Below are 19,824 nucleotides of genomic sequence, written 5' to 3' on the forward strand. Positions count from 1 at the left end.
GAGAGTTGGCTTCGCCGGATCTGACACGGCCCCACATACGCTTCTCCGACGAGACCTCGCTCGACGGAGGTCAGCCTGCGTTCCCACTATCAGCTCCGGCCAACACTCTCCCGCAGGAGGAGAGCAGATTACCGGAACCGCAACTCCGTTGAGAAGGGCGCTCACCGGAGGGAAGCACCAGCTCCTATGAGGGTTGTCCTTGCCGGACCAGGCGAATGTACGATATTGCCACCTCCGACGAGCCCTCGTTCGTCGGAGGACAGCCGCCGCACCTACACCCAGCTCCGGCCAACACTCTCCCGCAGGAGGAGAGCAGATTACCGGAACCGCAACTCCGTTGAGAAGGGCGCTCACCGGAGGAGAGCGTGAAAAAAAGGAACCGAGGGTCCTCAGACCACTCGGTTCTTCGCATTCATATACCCATCAAACTACTTTATCATCCTCAACCGCCAACACTTCCAGAGTCGTTTCCAATTCGCGTTTTTTCTCGGACAAACTCTCCATAACATCCTCAGTGCTGTCCTGCAGCTTCTTCAGGTTCTCGATGTTCTTCTCAATGATAGCTTTCGTTCCCCAATCGGAAAAAAGGTTGTCGAAGAAGATGTCCAAGGCGCGTTGGGTGGAGGAGATGGTCTCGAGGTCGCTCTCGAAGACAAAATCCAAGTCGCGCAGTTCGCGCGCAAAAGTATAGACGGTCTGTTCCAGATGCAAAAGCGAGGCTTCGGCGGCATCCAGTTTGTCGTGCTTGAGGAAATCCAGGATGAGGCTGCTGTCGGTGATCAGGTCCCAAGTCGAAATGGCATCGGCGGCATCGAGACCGCTGATGATATCCGATAGGGATTCCAACACCGCGATTCCGGCTTGTTCGGCTTCGTTCGTTTCGCGCCATTCGTGCTGCAGTGCTAGGATTTGTTGCTGGCGTTCGCTGACGACTTGGTTCATGTCCGGATTCTTGCGCAGCACATCTTCTTTGATGTTGCGAAGGCGCAGTTTCTTTTCTTCGATGTCCGCTTCGACTTCCTTGACTCTGCGGGCCGCGGCGATCTTCATCGCATAGGCCTTGTCGAACTCGACTTTGGCGCCGATGATCTCGCGGTACTCTTTGTCATAGCGGCGGTCAAAGTTGCCAAATAGCTTCAGGAGAGTGTTCGAGAAACTGTCATTGCGCAGCCGTTCGAGGTCGCGGTTTTCCTTTTCCAGAGTCGCAGTAGCCTTTTCCAGCGCTTCCTGATATTTCGTAAGATTTTCTTCGGCATTGAACAGCTTGCGGGCCAACGACCCCAGCTGGAGCATCAAAATTTCATATTCCATTCCGACATCCATCATAAGCCTCCTTCCAAGAAAAATGATTTTGCAAAAAAGAAGAGCTAGACGCAGGTATTCCCGAATGCTAACTCTTCCTTTTGTGTATTGCTTATTTGTTCAGCGCCGCTACCATCGCTTCAGAGAATTTCTGCAGGTTCGCGATATCCTCTTCTTCGGCGTTCAAGTCGATCTTGACATTTTCTGCGCCGATTGTTGCGCCGAATTTTTTGAATTGAACTTCGAAATCATCGACTGCTTTGCAGTAATATTCATAGAACGTATCCCCAGATCCGACAACACCAGCGATTTTGCCTGTGAAGTCGACGTCTTCCATCTCTTCATAGAAGTCCATGAATTCGTCCGGCAGGTCGCCGTCCGTACCGTATGTGTAGGTCGCAATGATGTTCATGTCATAGGCCAAGAAGTCCTCCGGTGCAACTTGCGTACATTCTTTTACTTCCACGTCCACGCCCAATGCTTCCAGTTGGTCTGCGACGATATCGGCGATTTCTTCGGTATTCCCTGTTAAACTTGCGTATACGATCAATGCTGATGCCATTGTATTTCCCTCTTTCTTCTTACGATTGCTATCTAATCAAAGTATACCAAAGTTCCATCCGGTTGGCATCAAATAATCGCAGAATTGCGACAGGGTGTTCCACGGTCGCGCAGCCCCGACGAGCGCGGCCTTCGCCGGAGCTGGTGTGAGGTGGATGGCTTGTCCTCCGATTAGGATCGGTTCGTCGGAGGACAGGGTGCGAATCCGTGCCAGCTCCGGCCAACATTCGCTCGCAGGAGAAGGGCCGGTTACCGGCACCGCACCTCCGGCGAAAGGATACCTCAACGGAAGTCGTGGTAGTAAAAAAAGCGCAAATAATGATGGGATGCAGATATTACAGGTGATGATTCAATTTAGAAGGAGGAAAAATAATGGCATATAAGGAACGCCAAAAGCCGCGGATACTCTGCATTTATGAAGCATTGGCCAAACGGATAAAATTGGGGCCGGGGGATCAGTATTATTTGTTGCATATGGATGGGGGATTTGGGGGCGAATGCGGGCTGGATGGGCATACGGAAGCACTGGATTCGCGCTGTTTGGTGCTGAATGATCTGCAGTTACGGCACAATCGCATTTCGATTCAGATCGATACCCTGGTGATTTGTCCGGATAAGCTGCGGGTATATGAAACGAAAAACTACAAGGGGGACCATCAGTGGGGACCGTTGACACTCCGGAAACCAAGCGGCGCCACGATGGAGAATCCTTCTGTCCAGCTGAATCGGACGATGGCAAGATTGGGTGTGCTGCTTGCGGATCTGAATATCGAGATGCCGATTGAAGGTTTTGTCGTCTTCATCAACCCGGAGTTCAACTTGCTGAGTACTCGTAAAATTGAGGAATACCTGCTTCCCGGGCAGATTCCGCGTCATTTTCAGAATTTCCGGGTGAAGGGAGCAATTGGGCCGGAGCAACAGCGGCTGGCGGATTCGTTGATCCGGATGCACAATCCGCGGCATTTTGCCGAGGAACTGCCGGAAATCGACTACGCGAAGTTGCGAAAAGAACTGTTCTGCTTGGATTGCAGTTCGGCGGTGCGCCTTGATGGGATCAAGTCGGTCTATTGTCCGGTCTGCAAAAAAAGGAGGCGGACGACGAAAACGATTCTGCACAATATCGAGGAGTTTAGGCTGCTTTTTCCGGATGCGAAAGTGACGATGCCGCGGATGGCCGAGTGGTGTGGGATGGACAATAAGGATTGTATTTATCGGGTTCTCCGCAAGAACTATAAAGCTGTGGGAAAATGCCACGGGCGCCATTACGTATAAGGGCAAGAACTCCGACGAAGCTGCGGCTCGTCGGAGTTCTTGCCTGTTTGCTTTTCTGAGGGATTGTATAGCGGCAGGACACTGATCTCCGATTAGGGTCTGCTTCGCCTGAGCTGGATCGAGGTGGGGATTCGTACCTCCTGCGAGCCCTCGTTCGTCGGAGGACAGAGTGCGATTACGCGCCCAGCTCCGGCTAGGTTCCGGTAACAGGAGGACAGCAGATTGTTGGAACCGCACCTCCGTTGAAAAAGGCGCTCACCGGAGGAAGGCACCAGCTCCTGTTAGGGTTTGATTCGCCGGAGCAGGCCCGAGTGCGATTACGCGCCCAGCTCCGGCTAGGTTCCAGTAACAGGAGGACAGTAGATTGTTGGAACCGCACCTCCGTTGAGAAAGGCGCTCACCGGAGGAAGGCACCAGCTCCTGTTAGGGTTTGTTTCGCCGGAGGTGGGCGAGTGCGAAATTCGTACCTCCGACGAGCCCTTGTTCGTCGGAGGACAGCATCCGAATCCTCGCTCAGCTCCGGCTGGGTTCCGGTAACAGGAGGAAGATGAATACCGAAGAGCCTTCCTCCGTTGAGAAGGGCGTTCATCGGAGGAAAGCACCAGTTCCGATGAGGGGTGTCTTCGCCGGAGGTGGGGCGAGCGCAAATCTCTCACCTCCGGGGAGCCCTCGCTCGACGGAGGACAGCATCCGCCCGCTCGCTCAGCTCCGGCCAGAGTCCGGTAACAGGAGAACAGCATATCGCCGGAACCCCACCTCCTACGAGGGGGCTTTTCGTCGGAGGTGGGCGGTCGCCCTTGGGGCTTGTGCAAAAGTTTTTTAACATATCGGACACATTTCCCTTTACAAATTATACCTACCGGGGTATTATTATCTGCATACAACCGAAACCTAAAAACTTTGTGAAATGAGGATTAATATAAATGAAACGTAAAATTGTGATCATCGGCGGCGTAGCCGGCGGAGCGACTGCAGCGGCACGCTTGAGAAGATTGAATGAAGAGGACGAAATCGTCATCTTCGAAAAGGGTGAATACATCTCTTTCGCGAACTGCGGCTTGCCTTACCACATCGGTGGCGTAATCCAGGAGCGCGATAACTTGTTGTTGGAGACAGTCGGTGGCATGGCGAAGAAATTCAACATCGGCATCAAGAACTTCAGCGAAGTAGTGAAGATCAACCGCGGCAAAAAGACAATCACAGTGAAACACGTAATAACAGGCGCTATGACTGAAGAAAGCTATGACAAGCTGATCATCTCTACAGGCGCTAAACCGATCAAACCGGCAATCGAAGGCATCGAGGACGCACAAAATGTCTTCACTTTGCGCAACATTCCGGATATGGACAAGATCAAAGCTTACATCACTGAGCACCAAGTCAAACGCGCTACAGTCATCGGCGGCGGCTTCATCGGATTGGAAATGATGGAAAACCTATGGGAATTGGGCATTCACGTATCCTTGGTGGAAATGAGCGACCAGGTCATGGCGCCGATCGACTTCGAAATGGCACAATCCGTGCATGCGCATATCGATATGCATAACGTACAATTGATCCTTTCCGACGGTGTCAAAGCCTTCGAAGAGAACGGCATGAAAGTCCGCTTGAACAGCGGCAAAATCTTGGATACAGATATGACAATCCTATCCATCGGCGTGACACCTGAAAACGATTTGGCTATCGAATCTAACTTGGAAACAGGCTTCAGAGGCGCAATCGTCGTGAACGACCAACTGCAGACATCCGATCCGGATATCTTTGCGGTAGGGGACGTCATCGAAGTGACTGACTTCGTCAACGGCAGCCCAACAGTTGTGCCATTGGCTTGGCCAGCGAACCGTCAAGGCCGCTTGGTGGCTGACCACCTGAACGGCATGGATGTCCGCTACAAAGGCACGATGGGAACATCCGTCGCGAAAGTCTTCGAATTGACAGTGGCGGCAGCCGGAAACAACGAGAAAACCTTGGAACGTCTCAGCACCGACTATAAAGTTGTCCACATTCATCCTAACTCCCATGCTGGTTATTACCCAGGGGCTTCCCCGTTGGACATCAAATTGTTGTTTGGCTTGGACGGCAAAATCTTGGGTGTGCAGGCAGTCGGTATGGAAGGCGTCGAAAAACGCGTCGATGTCATCGCGACAGCCATGAAATTGGGCGCGACCGTCTACGATTTGCCGGATTTGGAATTGGCATACGCACCACCGTATTCATCCGCAAAAGATCCAGCCAACATCGCCGGCTATGTGGCTTCCAACATCTTGGAAGGTACGATTGATACTTTCCAATGGTATGAAGTCGACGGCCTGATCGCAGGCGGCGCATTCCTGTTGGACGTCCGTGAAGACTTCGAATTGGCGACCGGCGTATTGGGCAATGCCTATACAATCCCATTGGGCGATGTCCGTGCCCGCATGAGCGAATTGCCGAAAGACCAAACGATTTATGTGTTCTGCCAAGTCGGACACCGCGGCTATAACGCAGCCCGCATCCTGATGCAGAACGGCTTCACCGTCAAGAACTTGGACGGCGGCTACAAAACTTACAAACAAGCGAACACAACGTTGAATTATAAAGAGGAAGCGCCGGAAGAGGCAGTGCATGTGGAACCGACACACGCGAAGCCAGCCCAACCGGCAGCCAACACGATCCAAGTCGATGCCTGCGGATTGCAGTGCCCGGGTCCGATCCTGAAAGTGAAAGAGAACATCGACAAGATGGTTGACGGTCAGGAACTGATCATCGAAGCATCCGACTTCGGCTTCCTGGCGGATATCGCTGCCTGGACGAAGAACACCGGCAACACTCTGATCTCCAAAGAAATCGACGGCAAGATCGTCCGCGCCCACGTGGCGAAAGGCAAAGCGGGCGCAGCGGCACCAACCGGCTTCAACCAAGCAGCATTGGCAGCCCAAGCGGCGCAAGCACCTGTCCTGCAGGAAACGAAAGATGGCGCAACGATGGTTGTCTTCAGTGGGGACTTGGACAAAGCCTTGGCTTCCTTCATCATCGCCAACGGAGCAGCGGCTTACGGCAAGCCAGTGACAATGTTCTTTACCTTCTGGGGCTTGAACGTCATCAAGCGTCCGGAAAAAGTCAGCGTAGCGAAACGCGGCATGGAAAAAATGTTCGACATCATGTTGCCGAACCACGCAGGAAAATTGCCGATCTCCAAAATGAACATGGGCGGCATGGGCTCGAAGATGATCCAAGCCGTCATGAAACAGAAGAATGTCGATCCATTGCCGGTCATGATCGCCCAAGCGCAAAAAATGGGCGTCAAGATGGTAGCCTGCACAATGTCAATGGACATCATGGGCATCAAAGAAGAAGAAATCATCGCAGGCGTGGACTTCGGCGGTGTAGCAGCTTACATCGGCGACACGATGGATGCCAACTTGAACCTGTTCATCTAATACAACAACACAAATACGGCTCCCGCTACGGCGGGAGCTTTTTCTGTTGACATTCAGTTGTTTTGGAAGGTTGGTTCAGCCGACGAAACGCGAGGTCGTCGGCTGAATGACTTGCGAAGAATACCGAACAGTCAACACAAGCTAAATCCGTCGACTGAACGAAGAACGAAGGATATCGAACAGTCAACGTAAGGCGGTTATGTCGGGCGAATGCCCAGGACGGTACCACGAACAGCCGAGACTCCCATCCGAAAAATAGAATCCAAAACTGCGGCCATCGGGCCTTCGAGTAACCATCCCCCTAAGACAACAAAAAAAGAAGCTGAAGCAGGCTTGGATGATGATCCAGCACCTGTTTCAGCTTCTTATTTTGAATCGGCTATAAGGCTACTTTGATGACAACTTTCTTGATATGTTTCGGTTCAGCGATGGCGATTCCCGGCATATGCGCGTCTTGCGGTGTGAAAATCGCGAAAAAGCCCGTTTTTACCTGGAATTGATCTCCATCAGCGTCCAAGAAGTAGACATCATCCGCGGGTCTTTCTTCCGTTTTCGACGTTCCTGCGATATTCGTGTAGCCCATCTTTTCTCCGCCCATAACGACATACTGGATATCGGTGTACTTGTAGTGGGCTTCCCAACGGCATTGATCTAACGGTTTTGTCTCATATTCTTGGACCAAAGCATAAATATTATCCCCATCGATGTCATATCTTCCGACAGGGAGGGCCGCAACATCGGTTTCCTTCAGGAAGGTAAGTCCCTTGTAGATTTTTTCGTTGAAATCCTGGTACAGGTCCATATTTGCAAGTGTATCCATAATCATAATAAGCATTCCTCCATATTAGTCAGATCAAACGAATCCTTAAATTATAGTTGACTTTTCCTGCTTTGGATAGGGCTTACAGCGTCTCAAAAGTGAACGTTTTGTGCCGTTTGATCATTTTAACTTTTGAGCAACTGAGCGCGTTAAAAGTGTTGGCAGTGCCTAAATGATATAATCGAATCAAGAATTCGCTAAGAAAAGGGAGAGTCATTTATGAAAGAGACAGTATGGGGAATGATCGGCTGCGGCGACGTAACCGAGAAGAAAAGTGGGCCAGGGCTCTATAAAGCGAATGGTTCCCGATTGAAAGGGGTATACAACCGCACGGAAGCCAAAGCGCATGATTGGGTGAAACGCCATGGGCACGGTCGAGTTTATGCTACGGTCGAGGAGCTATTGGCAGACGAAGAAATCACTGCCGTCTACATCGCCACACCGCCGGCCACCCATTTCGACTACGCCATGCAAGTTATCGCGGCGAAGAAGGTGCCGTTGATCGAGAAACCGATGGCGCGCACATTCGAGGAGTGCCAGGCGATATTGGATGCAGCCGAGGAAAAAGACTTGCCGGTATTCGTCAGCTTCTATAGGCGGGCGCTCGGAAAATTCCAGAAAATAAAGGAACTGCTGGATGAAGGAGCCATCGGGCAACCGCAATTGGTGGAAATACGCCAATACCAACGACCAGCACCCGAAGACTTGGACAAGGACAACCTGCCTTGGCGTCTGCTGCCGGCTGCAGGAGGCGGGAAGGACTTGGATATCCAAGTACACGTGCTCGATTACTTGGCCTATTACTTCGGTGACATCACCGCGATGACCGGCATCGTCGAGAACCGGGCCGGTCTCTATGAAGTGGAGGACACCGTCTCCGCATCCTTCCGCTTCGCGAACGGTGTCGTCGGATCGGCCGCCTGGTGCTATGTCGCGGATTTCGACTTGGATGAGGTGACGATCATCGGTTCGGAAGGGAGCTTGGTCTTTGAGGGAACGAGCTTCGAATGGATCCACCTGATCAAGCACGGAGAAACAACGACCTACACCGTCGAAACACCGGAGCATGTAGCCATACCGTTCATCCAGACCGTCGTCGACGAATTGAACGGAAAAACGAAAAGTCCCGCCGATGCCGCCAGCGCAGCCAACGGCATCCGCATGTTCGATGTGCTGTTAAAGGAGTACCGCGAAAGATACGAGCGCTGATTCCAAGAAACCAAAACCATCAAATAGAAATCCTAAAGGAGGCCCGCTATGAGCATCGGTTATGCCTGTCTGAACATCGGCACACCCAACACAAACATCCGCAGCGTCATGCAACGGAACGCGACCCCGGAGAAACTGACGGAGGTGACCGCGCACAATCTGGAGGCGCTATCGAAGATGGTCGACTACAACATCGCCAACGACATCCGCCTCTACCGCATCAGTTCGGACCTGATCCCATTCGGTTCGAGTCCAGTCAACACACTCGACTGGCCGGAAATCCACAAGGAAGCCTTCGAACGCATAGGTGCCAAAATCCGCAAAAGCAACATGCGCGTCTCCCTGCACCCGGGCCAATACACCGTCCTGAACTCTCCGACGGAAGACGTGGTGGAGCGAGCTATCGAGGACCTGATCTACCACGACAAAATCCTGACCGCGCTCGGAACCGATACGATCAACAAAATCATCCTGCATGTCGGCGGTATCTACGGGGACAAAGAAGCTGCACTAAATCGCTTCGCCGAGAACTTCCAACGCCTGCTGGAAAGCGTCCAAAAACGCCTTATCATTGAAAATGACGACCGGCTCTACAACATCGAAGAGGTGCTCGGACTGGCGAACAGACTCCAGATCCCGGCCGTCTACGATAACATGCACCATGCCATCAACCCGCCACCTTCAGGGGGGAATGACCAATATTGGATCGCCGAAGCCAACAAGACCTGGAAGGAAGCGGATGGTAATCAAAAGATTCATTACTCCCAAGAGACAACAGGAAAACTTCCAGGAGCCCACACCGACACCACCAATCTGGAAACATTCCTGCAGTTCTACGGACAACTGGACGACCCAACAATCGATATAATGCTGGAAGTGAAGGATAAAAATCTATCCGCCATCAAATGCCAAAACGCAATAACCGAAAACAAACGGATGACACTTCTGGAAAAGGAGTGGGGCCGCTACAAATACACTATCCTCGAAAAATCGGCAGCCGATTACCAAGCCATCCGTACGCTGCTGAAGGACAAATCTGCCTATCCGGTCCAAGAGTTTTACCGCATTGTCGAAGATGCTCTCGCCAAAGAAACAAAACCTGGCGCCGCCGAGAATGCCGCCCAACATGTCTGGGGATATTTCAAGAATAAAGCTACTCCGCAGGAGCGCAAGGATTTCGAGAAAAATATGGAGAATTACCGCAACGGTACAGGTAGCTTGGCTACGGTAAAACGTCAGCTATACAAGTTGGCGACGAAGTATGAAGAAAAATATTTGATTCAATCGTTGTATTTTTATATTTAGAAAAACCGAAAGAGGCCTGGGAAGGTGAATTTTTGCCAGGCCTCTTTGTTCAGTTTTGATTTTCAGAGAAGATAGGTTGTGCCAATTAGAGACTGCTTGAAAGTATGATGATATGAATAAAAATATAAAACCTGCCAGAAACGGGCTATATTAGAGTGTGGTTTGTATATATAATACAATTAACTTACTTTTCAGAATTATTCATTTCAGTCACAGTTTGGCTTAGCTATGACAAGTTGTTTTTCTTTTTTAACTTTAAAAATAAAGCTGTGAAAATCATAACGGGTATCAGATTGGAAAAGCTTGACAATAAATCTCCTCTTAACAAAAAGAATTGATAGAACGAATAAAAAGGAACAAACAATTGGTAGAAATTCATTTTACCTTTTGTAGCTATGTACTCATTTTGCATTACAGCAGTAATATATCCATAGAGAAAGAACATGATTATTATCCCAACTATGCTGAAGTTAACATAAAATTCAGACCAAAGAGGAGCGGATATATTTTTATTTACATAATTTAAATCCAAACCTATATTAAAACCTGTTCCTAGAGGTTTGTTTAGCCAAATAGATCTAGGTACAAAAAATAAAATCGCCCCCAGCAACTGTCCACCAAAGCTATAACCGTTTATTTTAACATAACTCAACGTATTCATTATTTGCTGAAATGCATCAAAATCGCCAACCTTCAAGTTGTTTAAAATCGCATCTAGACTTAATAGAAATTCACCATCACTCCTTGAAACATCAGCGTATGGGAATAGAACTAAAAAGCCAAACATTGTTGACAAAATGATAGTACTAGTTGTTGATTTTTTCCATTTTAGAAAAATTAAACAACAACTAATAAATATGGCCCCAAACCAATATCTGGATGTGTAATACGGATTGCTAGCTATAATATTTAAAATAAATAGTATCCCCAAAGTGATTTTTCCTAGTCCAGTCATTCTTTCGTTGTTGTCTCTCTTGTCCCTATATTGAATCAGATTTAACACAAGAGCAATATAAATCGGGGCGCGCAACAGACTGTTCATTATTAACGATACTGTTGAGTCCATTGCTGATCTGTCGCCTCCTAAGTTAGTTATTCCACCAAACTTCTGAGCCGCTAGTAGCATAAAGAATAAAGCTAACGCATTAATAACATGAAGGTTTAACTTGGCATTACTTGGTTCCGACACTATTACTCTTTGGTCCCCTTTTTTTATCCCTAATTCATAGAACGCAATCCCGATTGTAATGACTAAAATTGTTAAAACTACCTCGGTTTCCGTGTATAAAAACCCTCCTCCCAAAGGAAATCGTCCACTGGCAATTTGTACAATCGGAGCAATAACTAAAAAAAGATAAACAAAACTGTGATAAGTTAACTCTAATAACCTTATTTTTGTAGATATCATTATTCTCATTAATTTATAAACCTCATACAACGCTAAAAACGTTAAGAGCACTAATGAGATACTAATTTTTCTATAAAATAAAGTTATAAATATTGGCATGAAAATCCCGAAAGACACGAAAAACAGAGATGATACCATACTGATTTTAAATTTCGAAAAATTATTCATTTAAACCTCCTCTTTATATGCAATTAATAATTAGTATAGTTTATTCATTTCTATTTTTCTATGTTTTATTATTATCATTTGTAAAATACAATGATATTGCCAACACCATTACCAGTAGCACCCATTCCAATCCAACGTAATCAAGCCATTTGTCATAGATGTGGTGGTTGCTTTTTTTAGATTTGACAGACCATCTTGCGATATTTCTATCACTTTTCCATTATTTGAATATTTTTTAGATGTAGTTGTCTCTTTATAATCGACATTTGCGAGACCTTTACGATAATATCCATCCGAAAATACATATTTCACCCATCTATATTGATTTTTATTAATAGCATGTCCATTTCGCTCGTCTCATCATATGCTATGGTTTGGTTAACAATAAAGGTTAGATCACCATTTAAAAGAAATCAATCCATTATTGCTTAAAAATCATGTGACTGATGCGTTTAATTTTGCGCGGTTAGTCTAATTTACGGTCTTGGGAAATGAACATTTTCCGTGCGCCCTACGAATGCTGAGTTTTTTTGCCAAGATGCACCAGTATTTTTTGTGAGGTCGCAACTCGTTTTTTTAGCTCTTCCGATGGAGTCTTTACTGTCTGGAATTTCCAATTCAACTTTTGCTTTTTCTTAAAGAAGGCGAAGTGTCCATCTTTAATGGCCTTCGAGAGTTAGCCCACAGGGCAATTCAATTAGCTTCAGCGCGTCCATCGAGTTTTCGTCGGGCATTGTCCGAGTGTACGCTTCTGTCAACGGGTCGATACCACCATTGAGTAGTATTCGATCACATTGTAAATAGTCGCGTAACAAACACTGATAGATTTGACGCATTGTTGTTGAGTAAATGCTTTTCCATGTGCTTCGTCTAGATCTAATAAAATTTGGCATACATATTTTATGATCCGATTAGTCGTTTTCTTATGCAGAACACTCTTTAATATGAGTACTTCATCATCTGATAATGAGATGACGTACATCTTATTTCTACCAATTTTAAGCCACCGATGTTTATTTTTATTATATTCCACAGTGACAGTATCTTTCACAGATTCAAACTCAACAGCTTACTCAATTGTCAATGATACACTACACTAGCAATAATCATATCTTCAAAAATCAGTTCTGTACCTCCGGGGCCTTCTTAACATTGTGCGTAGGGATATTAGTGCTGGATTCGCTGACTCAAAACGTGATCCATTTTCCATGACCCCGAAAAGTGATATAATTTCCAGCGCTCCCACGATAAATTCCCTATAGGTTCCCGGAAATATATAGATGATAGCCAGTTCTGATTTTAAATCTAATACCCACTGGTCATAAGCAGTTTTGATAGTTTTATATTTTTGATTTCTTCCAACATGATAAATAGCCGGTTCGTTAATTTGAGCATCAGCTTGCGGCAACAAGATACTGCCTGGAAATATGATTATAAGAATAAAAAAAAGAATCTGTCATAAAAGGGCTATAATAGAATGTGGTATGTATATGTAATTCAATAAGATTACTTTTCAGAATTGTTCATTTTCAATCATAGTTAGATTTGAACAAGTAATTATGTAGTAATAAGTGAATTCCTTGAATTACGTAATTGTATGGAGATCTAACGTAGATTATTCTCAAATCGTAATCAATTCTTTTTCCTATCTTTTTGTGATCAAAATAAGAAGTTTAAAAGCGTAAGTTCACAATTCCTTCGCAATGTATCCGTTCTCGTTCTTATCATTCGGTTTTGAAAGTAAATTTTAAGTAAAACTTCAAAAAAACTTCGATTTTTGTGCAAAAATGGTTGTAAAAATGTTATCATGAAAAATACTGAAAGATATTTTCTTTATATGATAATATCTTAGACGCAATTATAAGAAGAAAAAAATAGTTATAGGGGTGCTTCATGTTGTATTTAAAAGTAAAAAGAGTGATTGATCTTGTTCTTTCGGTATTGGCCGCAGTCATTTTATCGCCAGTTTTCTTAATTTTATTTATTGCAATAAAATTGGACACACCAGGACCTATCTTCTTCAAACAAAAGAGAGTCGGCATCAATAAAACACATTTTAATATTTTGAAGTTCCGTACAATGCGCATCGATACGCCCAAGGACACACCAACGCATTTATTAGGAAATCCTGATCAGTACATCACAAAAATCGGCAAATTTCTAAGAAAAACAAGCCTGGATGAATTGCCTCAAATCTTCAATATCATTAAAGGCGAAATGGCCATCATCGGACCGCGCCCTGCATTGTGGAATCAATATGATTTGATTGCTGAAAGAGATAAATATAATGCAAATGATGTGCGTCCTGGCTTGACCGGTTGGGCTCAAATCAATGGCCGCGATGAGCTGCCAATAACTGTCAAATCCGAGTTAGATGGCGAATACATTCAAAAAATGAACTTCACTTTTGACGCGAAGTGCTTTGTCGGAACGATTACCAGCGTTTTGAAGAGCGAAGGCGTCTTGGAGGGTGGAACTGGTACATTAGGACAAGAATAGTATCCAAAGTAGTAAGGAGAAAATATTAGTATGAAAATATTAGTTGTTTGTCAGTATTATTACCCAGAGCCTTTCCGAATTTCAGATATATGTGAGAATCTTGTGCGTAACGGGCATGAAGTAACTGTGCTTACGGGACTTCCTAATTATCCGGAGGGGCGTATCCTCGACAATTACCGACATGGTAAAAATAAACAAGAAACAATTAATGGCGTTAAAGTAATCCGCTGCTATGAAATAGGCAGAGGTAATAGTAAAGTAACGCTATTTTTAAATTATTTCAGTTTTGCTTTTTCGGGATCTTTTCAAGCAATGACTAGTAAGGAAAAGTTCGATGTGATATTTGTGAATCAATTGTCGCCTGTAATGATGGGGATTCCAGCTATAATATATAAGAAAAAACATCATAAAAAATTACTGCTGTACTGTCTTGATTTATGGCCGGATAGTTTAGCTGCGGGTGGAATTAAAGAAGGATCACTTATTTATAAGGTGTTTTTGAGGATTTCCAAGTGGATATATGAGAATTCCGATTTGACGTTGGTTACTTCAAGCATGTTCAAAGATTATTTTGAGAATATACTTGGAATAAAAACAGAACACGTAAGGCATTTACCACAATATGCCGAGGATATATTTTCTCAAGGAATCAGTATAAAATCTCCAGGTGAAAGATTCAATTTTGTATTTGCAGGCAATATAGGTGATATGCAGAGTGTAGAAACTATAATAAGAGCTGCTGGAGAATTACGTGGTCACTCCAACATATTCTTCCATATTGTTGGAGATGGTTCAAAACTTGATGAATGCAAACAGCTGGCTGAAGAGTCAAATCTTGACAATGTGGTTTTTTATGGCAGGAAACCAATTGAGGAGATGCCCAACTTTTATGGGATAGCAGACGCCATGTTGATTACTTTGAAGGATAACAAGACCCTATCATATACATTACCCGGTAAGACCCAATCATATATGGCTGCGGGGAAACCGATAATTGGAGCAATTAACGGTGAAACACAGCGTATTATTGAGCAAGCAAATTGTGGCTTCTGTTGTAATGCCGAAGACTACAAAGGGCTTGCTAATTTGCTTATACAGTTTTGTAAAAGCGAGAAAAAAGACGAGATGGCTAGTAATGCTCAACAATATTACTTGGAAAATTATAGTAAAGAGCGATTTATAACAAGTTTGGAAGATGCATTGAATAGTTTAACGGAAGAAGAGTCAGAAAAGGAACTTAGAGGAGGAACAATATGTTTAAAGAAAAAACTTTATTAATAACAGGTGGTACAGGTTCGTTCGGAAATGCGGTATTAAAGAAATTCTTGGATACAGATTTAAAAGAAATCCGTATCTTTTCACGTGATGAGAAAAAACAGGATGATATGCGTAAAAAATATAATAATCAAAAAATAAAATTCTACATCGGAGACGTTCGCGACGTGAACAGTGTTCGAAATGCAATGTATGGCGTAGATTATATATTCCATGCAGCTGCACTAAAACAAGTACCTTCTTGTGAGTTCTTTCCGATGGAAGCTGTAAAGACAAATGTCTTAGGAACAGATAATGTTTTAACTGCTGCTATTGAAGCAGGAGTCAAAAAAGTGATCTGCTTATCAACAGATAAAGCAGCTTATCCAATCAATGCCATGGGCACTTCTAAAGCAATGATGGAAAAAGTATTTGTGGCAAAATCACGCAATGTGGATCCGGAAAAAACATTGATTTGTGGCACACGTTATGGCAACGTTATGGCTTCACGTGGAAGTGTTATCCCTTTATTCGTAGAACAGTTGAAAAAAGAAAAACCATTGACCGTAACGGAAGGATCAATGACTCGTTTTATGATGAGTTTAGAAGAAGCTGTTGACTTAGTTATGTTCGCATTTGAGAATGCAGAACAAGGCGATATCATGGTGCAAAAGGCACCAGCTGCCACTATCAATACATTAGTTGAAGCTGTCCAAAAAGTATTCGGCACGAATCTACCAGTTGAGAGCATGGGCATTCGTCATGGTGAAAAAATGTATGAATCTTTGCTAACAAAAGAAGAAGCAGCTCATGCAATCGATATGGGTGGATTTTACCGTGTACCGTCAGACAAACGTGACTTGAACTATGGTAAATTCTTTGAAGAGGGAAGCCAGGAAGCTGTTCATTTAGATGAATATAACTCAGATAATACAGAACAATTGACCGTTGAAAGTATGTTAAAAAAATTGTTGAAACTTGATTATATACAAAAAGAATTAAAAGGATGGAATGCTTAATGAAGGTTTTAGTTACTGGATCTAACGGCTTTATCGGTAAAAATCTAATTGCTGAATTAGAAGCAACGACAAATCATGAAATTTTATCCTATGATAGAGATACAGGTGAATCCTTATTGGATTCTTATTGTGAGAAAGCGGACTTTGTTTTCCATTTGGCAGGGGTGAACCGCCCAGAAACCGAATTAGAGTTTATGATGGGAAACTTTGGCTTCACATCAACCTTGTTGGATACGTTAAAAAAACATAACAATACCTGCCCGATAATGATTTCATCATCAATTCAAGCTGCGTTAAGCAATCCGTATGGTGAAAGTAAAAAAGCAGGCGAAGATTTATTGAAAGCTTATAGCAATGAAACTGGTACTGACGTTTTGATTTATCGTTTTCCAAATGTATTCGGTAAATGGTGCCGACCTAACTACAACAGTGCCGTAGCAACCTTTTGTCATAACATCGCACATGATCTTCCGGTTACTGTAAATGATCCTGAAGTTATTTTGAATTTAGTCTATATTGATGATGTCGTAAAAGAATTGGTACGTGTATTGGATGGAAAAGAAAATCGCCAAGGTGATATCTGCGAAGTACCCACGGTACACACCGTAAAATTGGGGGACATTGTTAGCCTATTAGAATCTTTTAAAGCAAGCCGTGAAGAACGTTCGATTCCGAATATGGCGGATGCTTTTACGAAGAAATTATACAGCACTTACTTAAGTTATTTACCAGAAGACCAGTTCTCTTATCCATTAAAAATGAATGTGGACCAAAGGGGTTCATTTACAGAAATTATTCGAACTCCCGATCGTGGTCAAGTGTCCGTTAATATTTCTAAACCGAATATTACCAAAGGCAATCACTGGCATCACACAAAAAATGAAAAGTTTTTGGTTGTCAGCGGAACAGGTGTAATCCGCTTCCGCAACTTAAATTCAGATGAAGTGATTGAGTACTTCGTGAGCGGCGATAAAATGGAAGTTGTGGATATTCCTGTAGGATATACGCATAATATTGAGAATATCGGAGAGACCGATATGGTCACCGTCATGTGGGTTAATGAAGCATTTAATCCAGAGATGCCCGATACATATTACTTGGAGGTTTAAGTATAGATGAAAAAATTAAAAGTGATGACCGTCGTAGGGACGCGTCCTGAAATTATCCGTTTGTCTGCAGTTATGAACCGTTTGGAAGAATCTGAGGCGATCGAACATATTGTCGTGCATACTGGGCAAAATTACGATTATGAATTGAATGAAGTCTTTTTCCAAGACTTCCATTTGAAAAAACCAGATTATTTCTTAAATGCGGCAACTGGAACAGCGGTTGAAACCATAGGAAATATCTTGGTGAAAATCGATCCGATTTTAGCAGAAGTTGAACCAGATGCTTTATTAGTTCTAGGGGATACAAACAGCTGCTTATGCGCGATTGCAGCAAAACGCAGACATATCCCTATCTTCCATATGGAAGCAGGTAATCGTTGTTTCGATCAACGCGTTCCAGAAGAAACAAATCGTAAAATCGTCGACCATACGGCAGACATTAATTTAACATACAGTGATATTGCAAGAGAGTATCTTCTACGAGAAGGTTTGCCTGCAGATAGAGTCATAAAAACAGGTAGCCCAATGTTTGAAGTATTAGCTTCACGTAAAGAAGATATTGAGCAGTCTGACGTATTAGCTCGTTTAGGATTGAAAGAGAGCAATTACTTCTTAATTTCAGCTCACCGAGAGGAAAATATCAATTCCGATAAAAATTTTATGGGATTGGTGAATAATCTGAATATTATTGCGGAAAAATATGACATACCGGTCATTGTCAGCACTCACCCGCGTACGCGTAAAAAGGTAGAAGAAAAAGGTATCATTTTCCATCCACAAGTACAATTGATGAAGCCACTTGGATTCAATGATTACAATCACTTACAAATACATTCCAAAGCAGTATTAAGTGACAGCGGTACAATCAGCGAAGAATCATCCATACTAGGTTTCAAAGCTTTAAATATACGTGAAGCACATGAACGCCCAGAAGCTATGGAAGAAGCAAGTGTAATGATGGTAGGGTTGAATGAAGAACGTATTATGCAAGGCATAGCAATTTTAGAAACACAGGAAAAAGAAACATTACGTCAAGTAGGAGACTATACCATGCCAAATGTTTCTGATAAGGTATTACGGATTATTCTATCGTATACGGACTATATCAATAGAGTAGTTTGGAGGAAGTAAGATGAGGGTCCTACAAATTAACAGTGTTTGTGGATATGGAAGTACTGGAAGAATTGCAACGGATCTGTATGACGTTCTTGAAGAAGAAGGGCATGAATGTTGCATTGCTTATGGAAGAGGAATTGCTCCTGAAGGATATAATACTAAAAAAATAGGCAATAAATTTGATTTTTATTCGCATGTACTCAAAACTAGGATATTCGATTTGCATGGATTTGGATCGAATAGAGAAACAAAAAAATTAATAAAAACAATCGAAGAATATAATCCAGATGTTATTCACTTACACAATATTCATGGCTATTATCTGAATATTGAAGCATTGTTTGGGTATTTATCCGCTATTAAGACACCAGTAGTGTGGTTACTCCATGACCAATGGTCATTTTCTGGTCATAGTGCATATTTTGATGTTGATAGAGATGGCAATGTTCCAACTAAAAACCTTTCTAAGATTCAAAAGAATGATTACCCTCGGTCATGGTTAAAAGATAATTCAGAAAAAAATTATCAGGTAAAGAAAAAACTCTTCACAAAGATTGAGAATATGACGATTGTAACGCCGTCAAACTGGTTATTAGAATTGACAGAAAAATCTTTTTTATCAATATATTCGGGTAGACTAATATATAATGGAATAGATTTGGATGTTTTTAAACCAACCAAGAGTTGCTTTAAAGAAAAAAATAATTTATTGAATAAAAAGATTATTTTAGGTATTGCAAATGTTTGGGAAGAAAGAAAAGGGATACACTATTTTGAAATGCTGGCAGAAAAATTAAATGATGAATATCAAGTAGTTCTTATTGGAGTAGATAACAAGACAAAAAAAACTTTAAATAAAAAAATAATGTCCATACAACGGACATCCAATACTCAGGAACTAGCTGAAATATATAGCAGTGCAGACATTTTCGTTAATCCAACTTTAGAAGACAATTTTCCTACTACAAATATTGAGGCTTTGGCTTGTGGAACGCCAGTTATTACTTTTAATACTGGAGGAAGTCCTGAAGCGGTGGATGAAAGAACAGGGATTGTTATTGAAAAAGGTGATGGTGAAGAGTTGTATAGGGCTATACTAAAAATTAGCGATAATAACTTTTCTGGAACTGATTGTGTTAATCGTGCAAAAAAATTTGATAAAAAAAGTGTATATAGACAATATATAAACTTATATAGTGAATTATTTGTTCAAGATTTGAATGATTAACTTCACTTAATAATTTTTTTGTGCACTTCTGTTCGAAAATATTCAAATAACTATGAGTTAGTAAAATGAACCAATTTTAACAAGTCAGAAAAATTTGAACTGAAATATTGGGCTAGTGATTATTTCGTGATCAAC

Annotated in this window: 14 protein-coding genes; 10 read left to right on the forward strand and 4 right to left on the reverse strand. The window is 43.4% G+C overall.

What is annotated here, in order from left to right; all coding sequences use genetic code 11:
• Positions 1 to 423 precede the first annotated feature (423 nt).
• Complete coding sequence (locus tag C7R73_RS06645; protein ID WP_106449744.1) at positions 424 to 1,323, reverse strand: coiled-coil domain-containing protein; 900 nt, start codon at positions 1,321 to 1,323, stop codon at positions 424 to 426.
• Positions 1,324 to 1,414: 91 nt separating this feature from the next.
• On the reverse strand, positions 1,415 to 1,864 hold the full coding sequence (locus tag C7R73_RS06650; protein ID WP_106449745.1) for a flavodoxin: 450 nt from the start codon (positions 1,862 to 1,864) through the stop codon (positions 1,415 to 1,417).
• Positions 1,865 to 2,235: 371 nt separating this feature from the next.
• On the opposite strand from C7R73_RS06650, the gene C7R73_RS06660 reads away from it, so the two are divergent.
• Both C7R73_RS06660 and C7R73_RS06670 read left to right on the forward strand, forming a co-directional pair.
• Positions 2,236 to 3,135, forward strand: a complete 900-nt coding sequence (locus C7R73_RS06660) for a nuclease-related domain-containing protein (protein ID WP_106449747.1) — start codon at positions 2,236 to 2,238, stop codon at positions 3,133 to 3,135.
• Between the two features lie 923 nt (positions 3,136 to 4,058).
• Positions 4,059 to 6,554, forward strand: coding sequence for a CoA-disulfide reductase (locus C7R73_RS06670; RefSeq protein ID WP_106449749.1), 2,496 nt, complete (start codon positions 4,059 to 4,061; stop codon positions 6,552 to 6,554).
• A gap of 379 nt (positions 6,555 to 6,933) precedes the next feature.
• On the opposite strand, the gene C7R73_RS06675 is transcribed toward C7R73_RS06670, so the two are convergent.
• Positions 6,934 to 7,380, reverse strand: coding sequence for a NanQ anomerase/TabA/YiaL family protein (locus C7R73_RS06675; protein WP_106449750.1), 447 nt, complete (start codon positions 7,378 to 7,380; stop codon positions 6,934 to 6,936).
• A 213-nt stretch (positions 7,381 to 7,593) separates the two neighbouring features.
• Between C7R73_RS06675 and C7R73_RS06680 the strand changes: the two genes are divergently transcribed.
• On the forward strand, positions 7,594 to 8,583 hold the full coding sequence (locus C7R73_RS06680; RefSeq protein ID WP_106449751.1) for a Gfo/Idh/MocA family protein: 990 nt from the start codon (positions 7,594 to 7,596) through the stop codon (positions 8,581 to 8,583).
• Between the two features lie 48 nt (positions 8,584 to 8,631).
• On the forward strand, positions 8,632 to 9,888 hold the full coding sequence (uvsE, locus tag C7R73_RS06685) for a UV DNA damage repair endonuclease UvsE (protein ID WP_106449752.1): 1,257 nt from the start codon (positions 8,632 to 8,634) through the stop codon (positions 9,886 to 9,888).
• A 226-nt stretch (positions 9,889 to 10,114) separates the two neighbouring features.
• On the opposite strand, the gene C7R73_RS06690 is transcribed toward uvsE, so the two are convergent.
• Positions 10,115 to 11,464: a hypothetical protein gene (locus tag C7R73_RS06690; RefSeq protein ID WP_106449753.1), complete on the reverse strand. Its 1,350-nt coding sequence runs from the start codon at positions 11,462 to 11,464 to the stop codon at positions 10,115 to 10,117.
• 1,896 nt (positions 11,465 to 13,360) lie between these two features.
• Here C7R73_RS06690 and C7R73_RS06705 point away from each other — a divergent pair.
• The 6 genes from C7R73_RS06705 to C7R73_RS06730 are packed head-to-tail and all read left to right on the forward strand — an operon-like array spanning position 13,361 to position 19,689.
• Positions 13,361 to 13,963, forward strand: a complete 603-nt coding sequence (locus C7R73_RS06705; RefSeq protein ID WP_275658094.1) for a sugar transferase — start codon at positions 13,361 to 13,363, stop codon at positions 13,961 to 13,963.
• Positions 13,964 to 13,993: 30 nt separating this feature from the next.
• Positions 13,994 to 15,241, forward strand: a complete 1,248-nt coding sequence (locus C7R73_RS06710) for a glycosyltransferase family 4 protein (protein WP_106449756.1) — start codon at positions 13,994 to 13,996, stop codon at positions 15,239 to 15,241.
• Positions 15,217 to 16,236: a polysaccharide biosynthesis protein gene (locus tag C7R73_RS06715; protein WP_106449757.1), complete on the forward strand. Its 1,020-nt coding sequence runs from the start codon at positions 15,217 to 15,219 to the stop codon at positions 16,234 to 16,236. Before C7R73_RS06710 ends, C7R73_RS06715 begins: the two co-directional genes overlap by 25 nt.
• Positions 16,236 to 17,345, forward strand: coding sequence for a capsular polysaccharide biosynthesis protein CapF (locus tag C7R73_RS06720; RefSeq protein ID WP_106449758.1), 1,110 nt, complete (start codon positions 16,236 to 16,238; stop codon positions 17,343 to 17,345). The genes C7R73_RS06715 and C7R73_RS06720 overlap by 1 nt, the downstream gene beginning before the upstream one ends.
• A gap of 6 nt (positions 17,346 to 17,351) precedes the next feature.
• Positions 17,352 to 18,476, forward strand: coding sequence for a non-hydrolyzing UDP-N-acetylglucosamine 2-epimerase (gene wecB / locus C7R73_RS06725; protein ID WP_106449759.1), 1,125 nt, complete (start codon positions 17,352 to 17,354; stop codon positions 18,474 to 18,476).
• A 1-nt stretch (position 18,477) separates the two neighbouring features.
• The gene (locus C7R73_RS06730) at positions 18,478 to 19,689 is read left to right on the forward strand and encodes a glycosyltransferase (RefSeq protein ID WP_106449760.1); all 1,212 of its coding nucleotides are present in this window, start codon (positions 18,478 to 18,480) and stop codon (positions 19,687 to 19,689) included.
• Positions 19,690 to 19,824 lie beyond the last annotated feature (135 nt).

It is taken from the genome of Trichococcus alkaliphilus (assembly GCF_003008695.1).
Classification (GTDB): Bacteria; Bacillota; Bacilli; order Lactobacillales; family Aerococcaceae; genus Trichococcus; species Trichococcus alkaliphilus.

What these genes read in the sequence shown, in the direction of transcription:
- C7R73_RS06675 (WP_106449750.1), bottom strand. Translation starts at nt 7,380, where the DNA reads ATGATTATGGATACACTTGCAAATATGGACCTGTACCAGGATTTCAAC.
- wecB (WP_106449759.1), top strand. Translation starts at nt 17,352, where the DNA reads ATGAAAAAATTAAAAGTGATGACCGTCGTAGGGACGCGTCCTGAAATT.
- C7R73_RS06680 (WP_106449751.1), top strand. Translation starts at nt 7,594, where the DNA reads ATGAAAGAGACAGTATGGGGAATGATCGGCTGCGGCGACGTAACCGAG.
- C7R73_RS06660 (WP_106449747.1), top strand. Translation starts at nt 2,236, where the DNA reads ATGGCATATAAGGAACGCCAAAAGCCGCGGATACTCTGCATTTATGAA.
- C7R73_RS06710 (WP_106449756.1), top strand. Translation starts at nt 13,994, where the DNA reads ATGAAAATATTAGTTGTTTGTCAGTATTATTACCCAGAGCCTTTCCGA.
- C7R73_RS06730 (WP_106449760.1), top strand. Translation starts at nt 18,478, where the DNA reads ATGAGGGTCCTACAAATTAACAGTGTTTGTGGATATGGAAGTACTGGA.
- C7R73_RS06720 (WP_106449758.1), top strand. Translation starts at nt 16,236, where the DNA reads ATGAAGGTTTTAGTTACTGGATCTAACGGCTTTATCGGTAAAAATCTA.
- C7R73_RS06690 (WP_106449753.1), bottom strand. Translation starts at nt 11,464, where the DNA reads ATGAATAATTTTTCGAAATTTAAAATCAGTATGGTATCATCTCTGTTT.
- C7R73_RS06670 (WP_106449749.1), top strand. Translation starts at nt 4,059, where the DNA reads ATGAAACGTAAAATTGTGATCATCGGCGGCGTAGCCGGCGGAGCGACT.
- C7R73_RS06650 (WP_106449745.1), bottom strand. Translation starts at nt 1,864, where the DNA reads ATGGCATCAGCATTGATCGTATACGCAAGTTTAACAGGGAATACCGAA.
- uvsE (WP_106449752.1), top strand. Translation starts at nt 8,632, where the DNA reads ATGAGCATCGGTTATGCCTGTCTGAACATCGGCACACCCAACACAAAC.
- C7R73_RS06645 (WP_106449744.1), bottom strand. Translation starts at nt 1,323, where the DNA reads ATGGATGTCGGAATGGAATATGAAATTTTGATGCTCCAGCTGGGGTCG.
- C7R73_RS06715 (WP_106449757.1), top strand. Translation starts at nt 15,217, where the DNA reads ATGTTTAAAGAAAAAACTTTATTAATAACAGGTGGTACAGGTTCGTTC.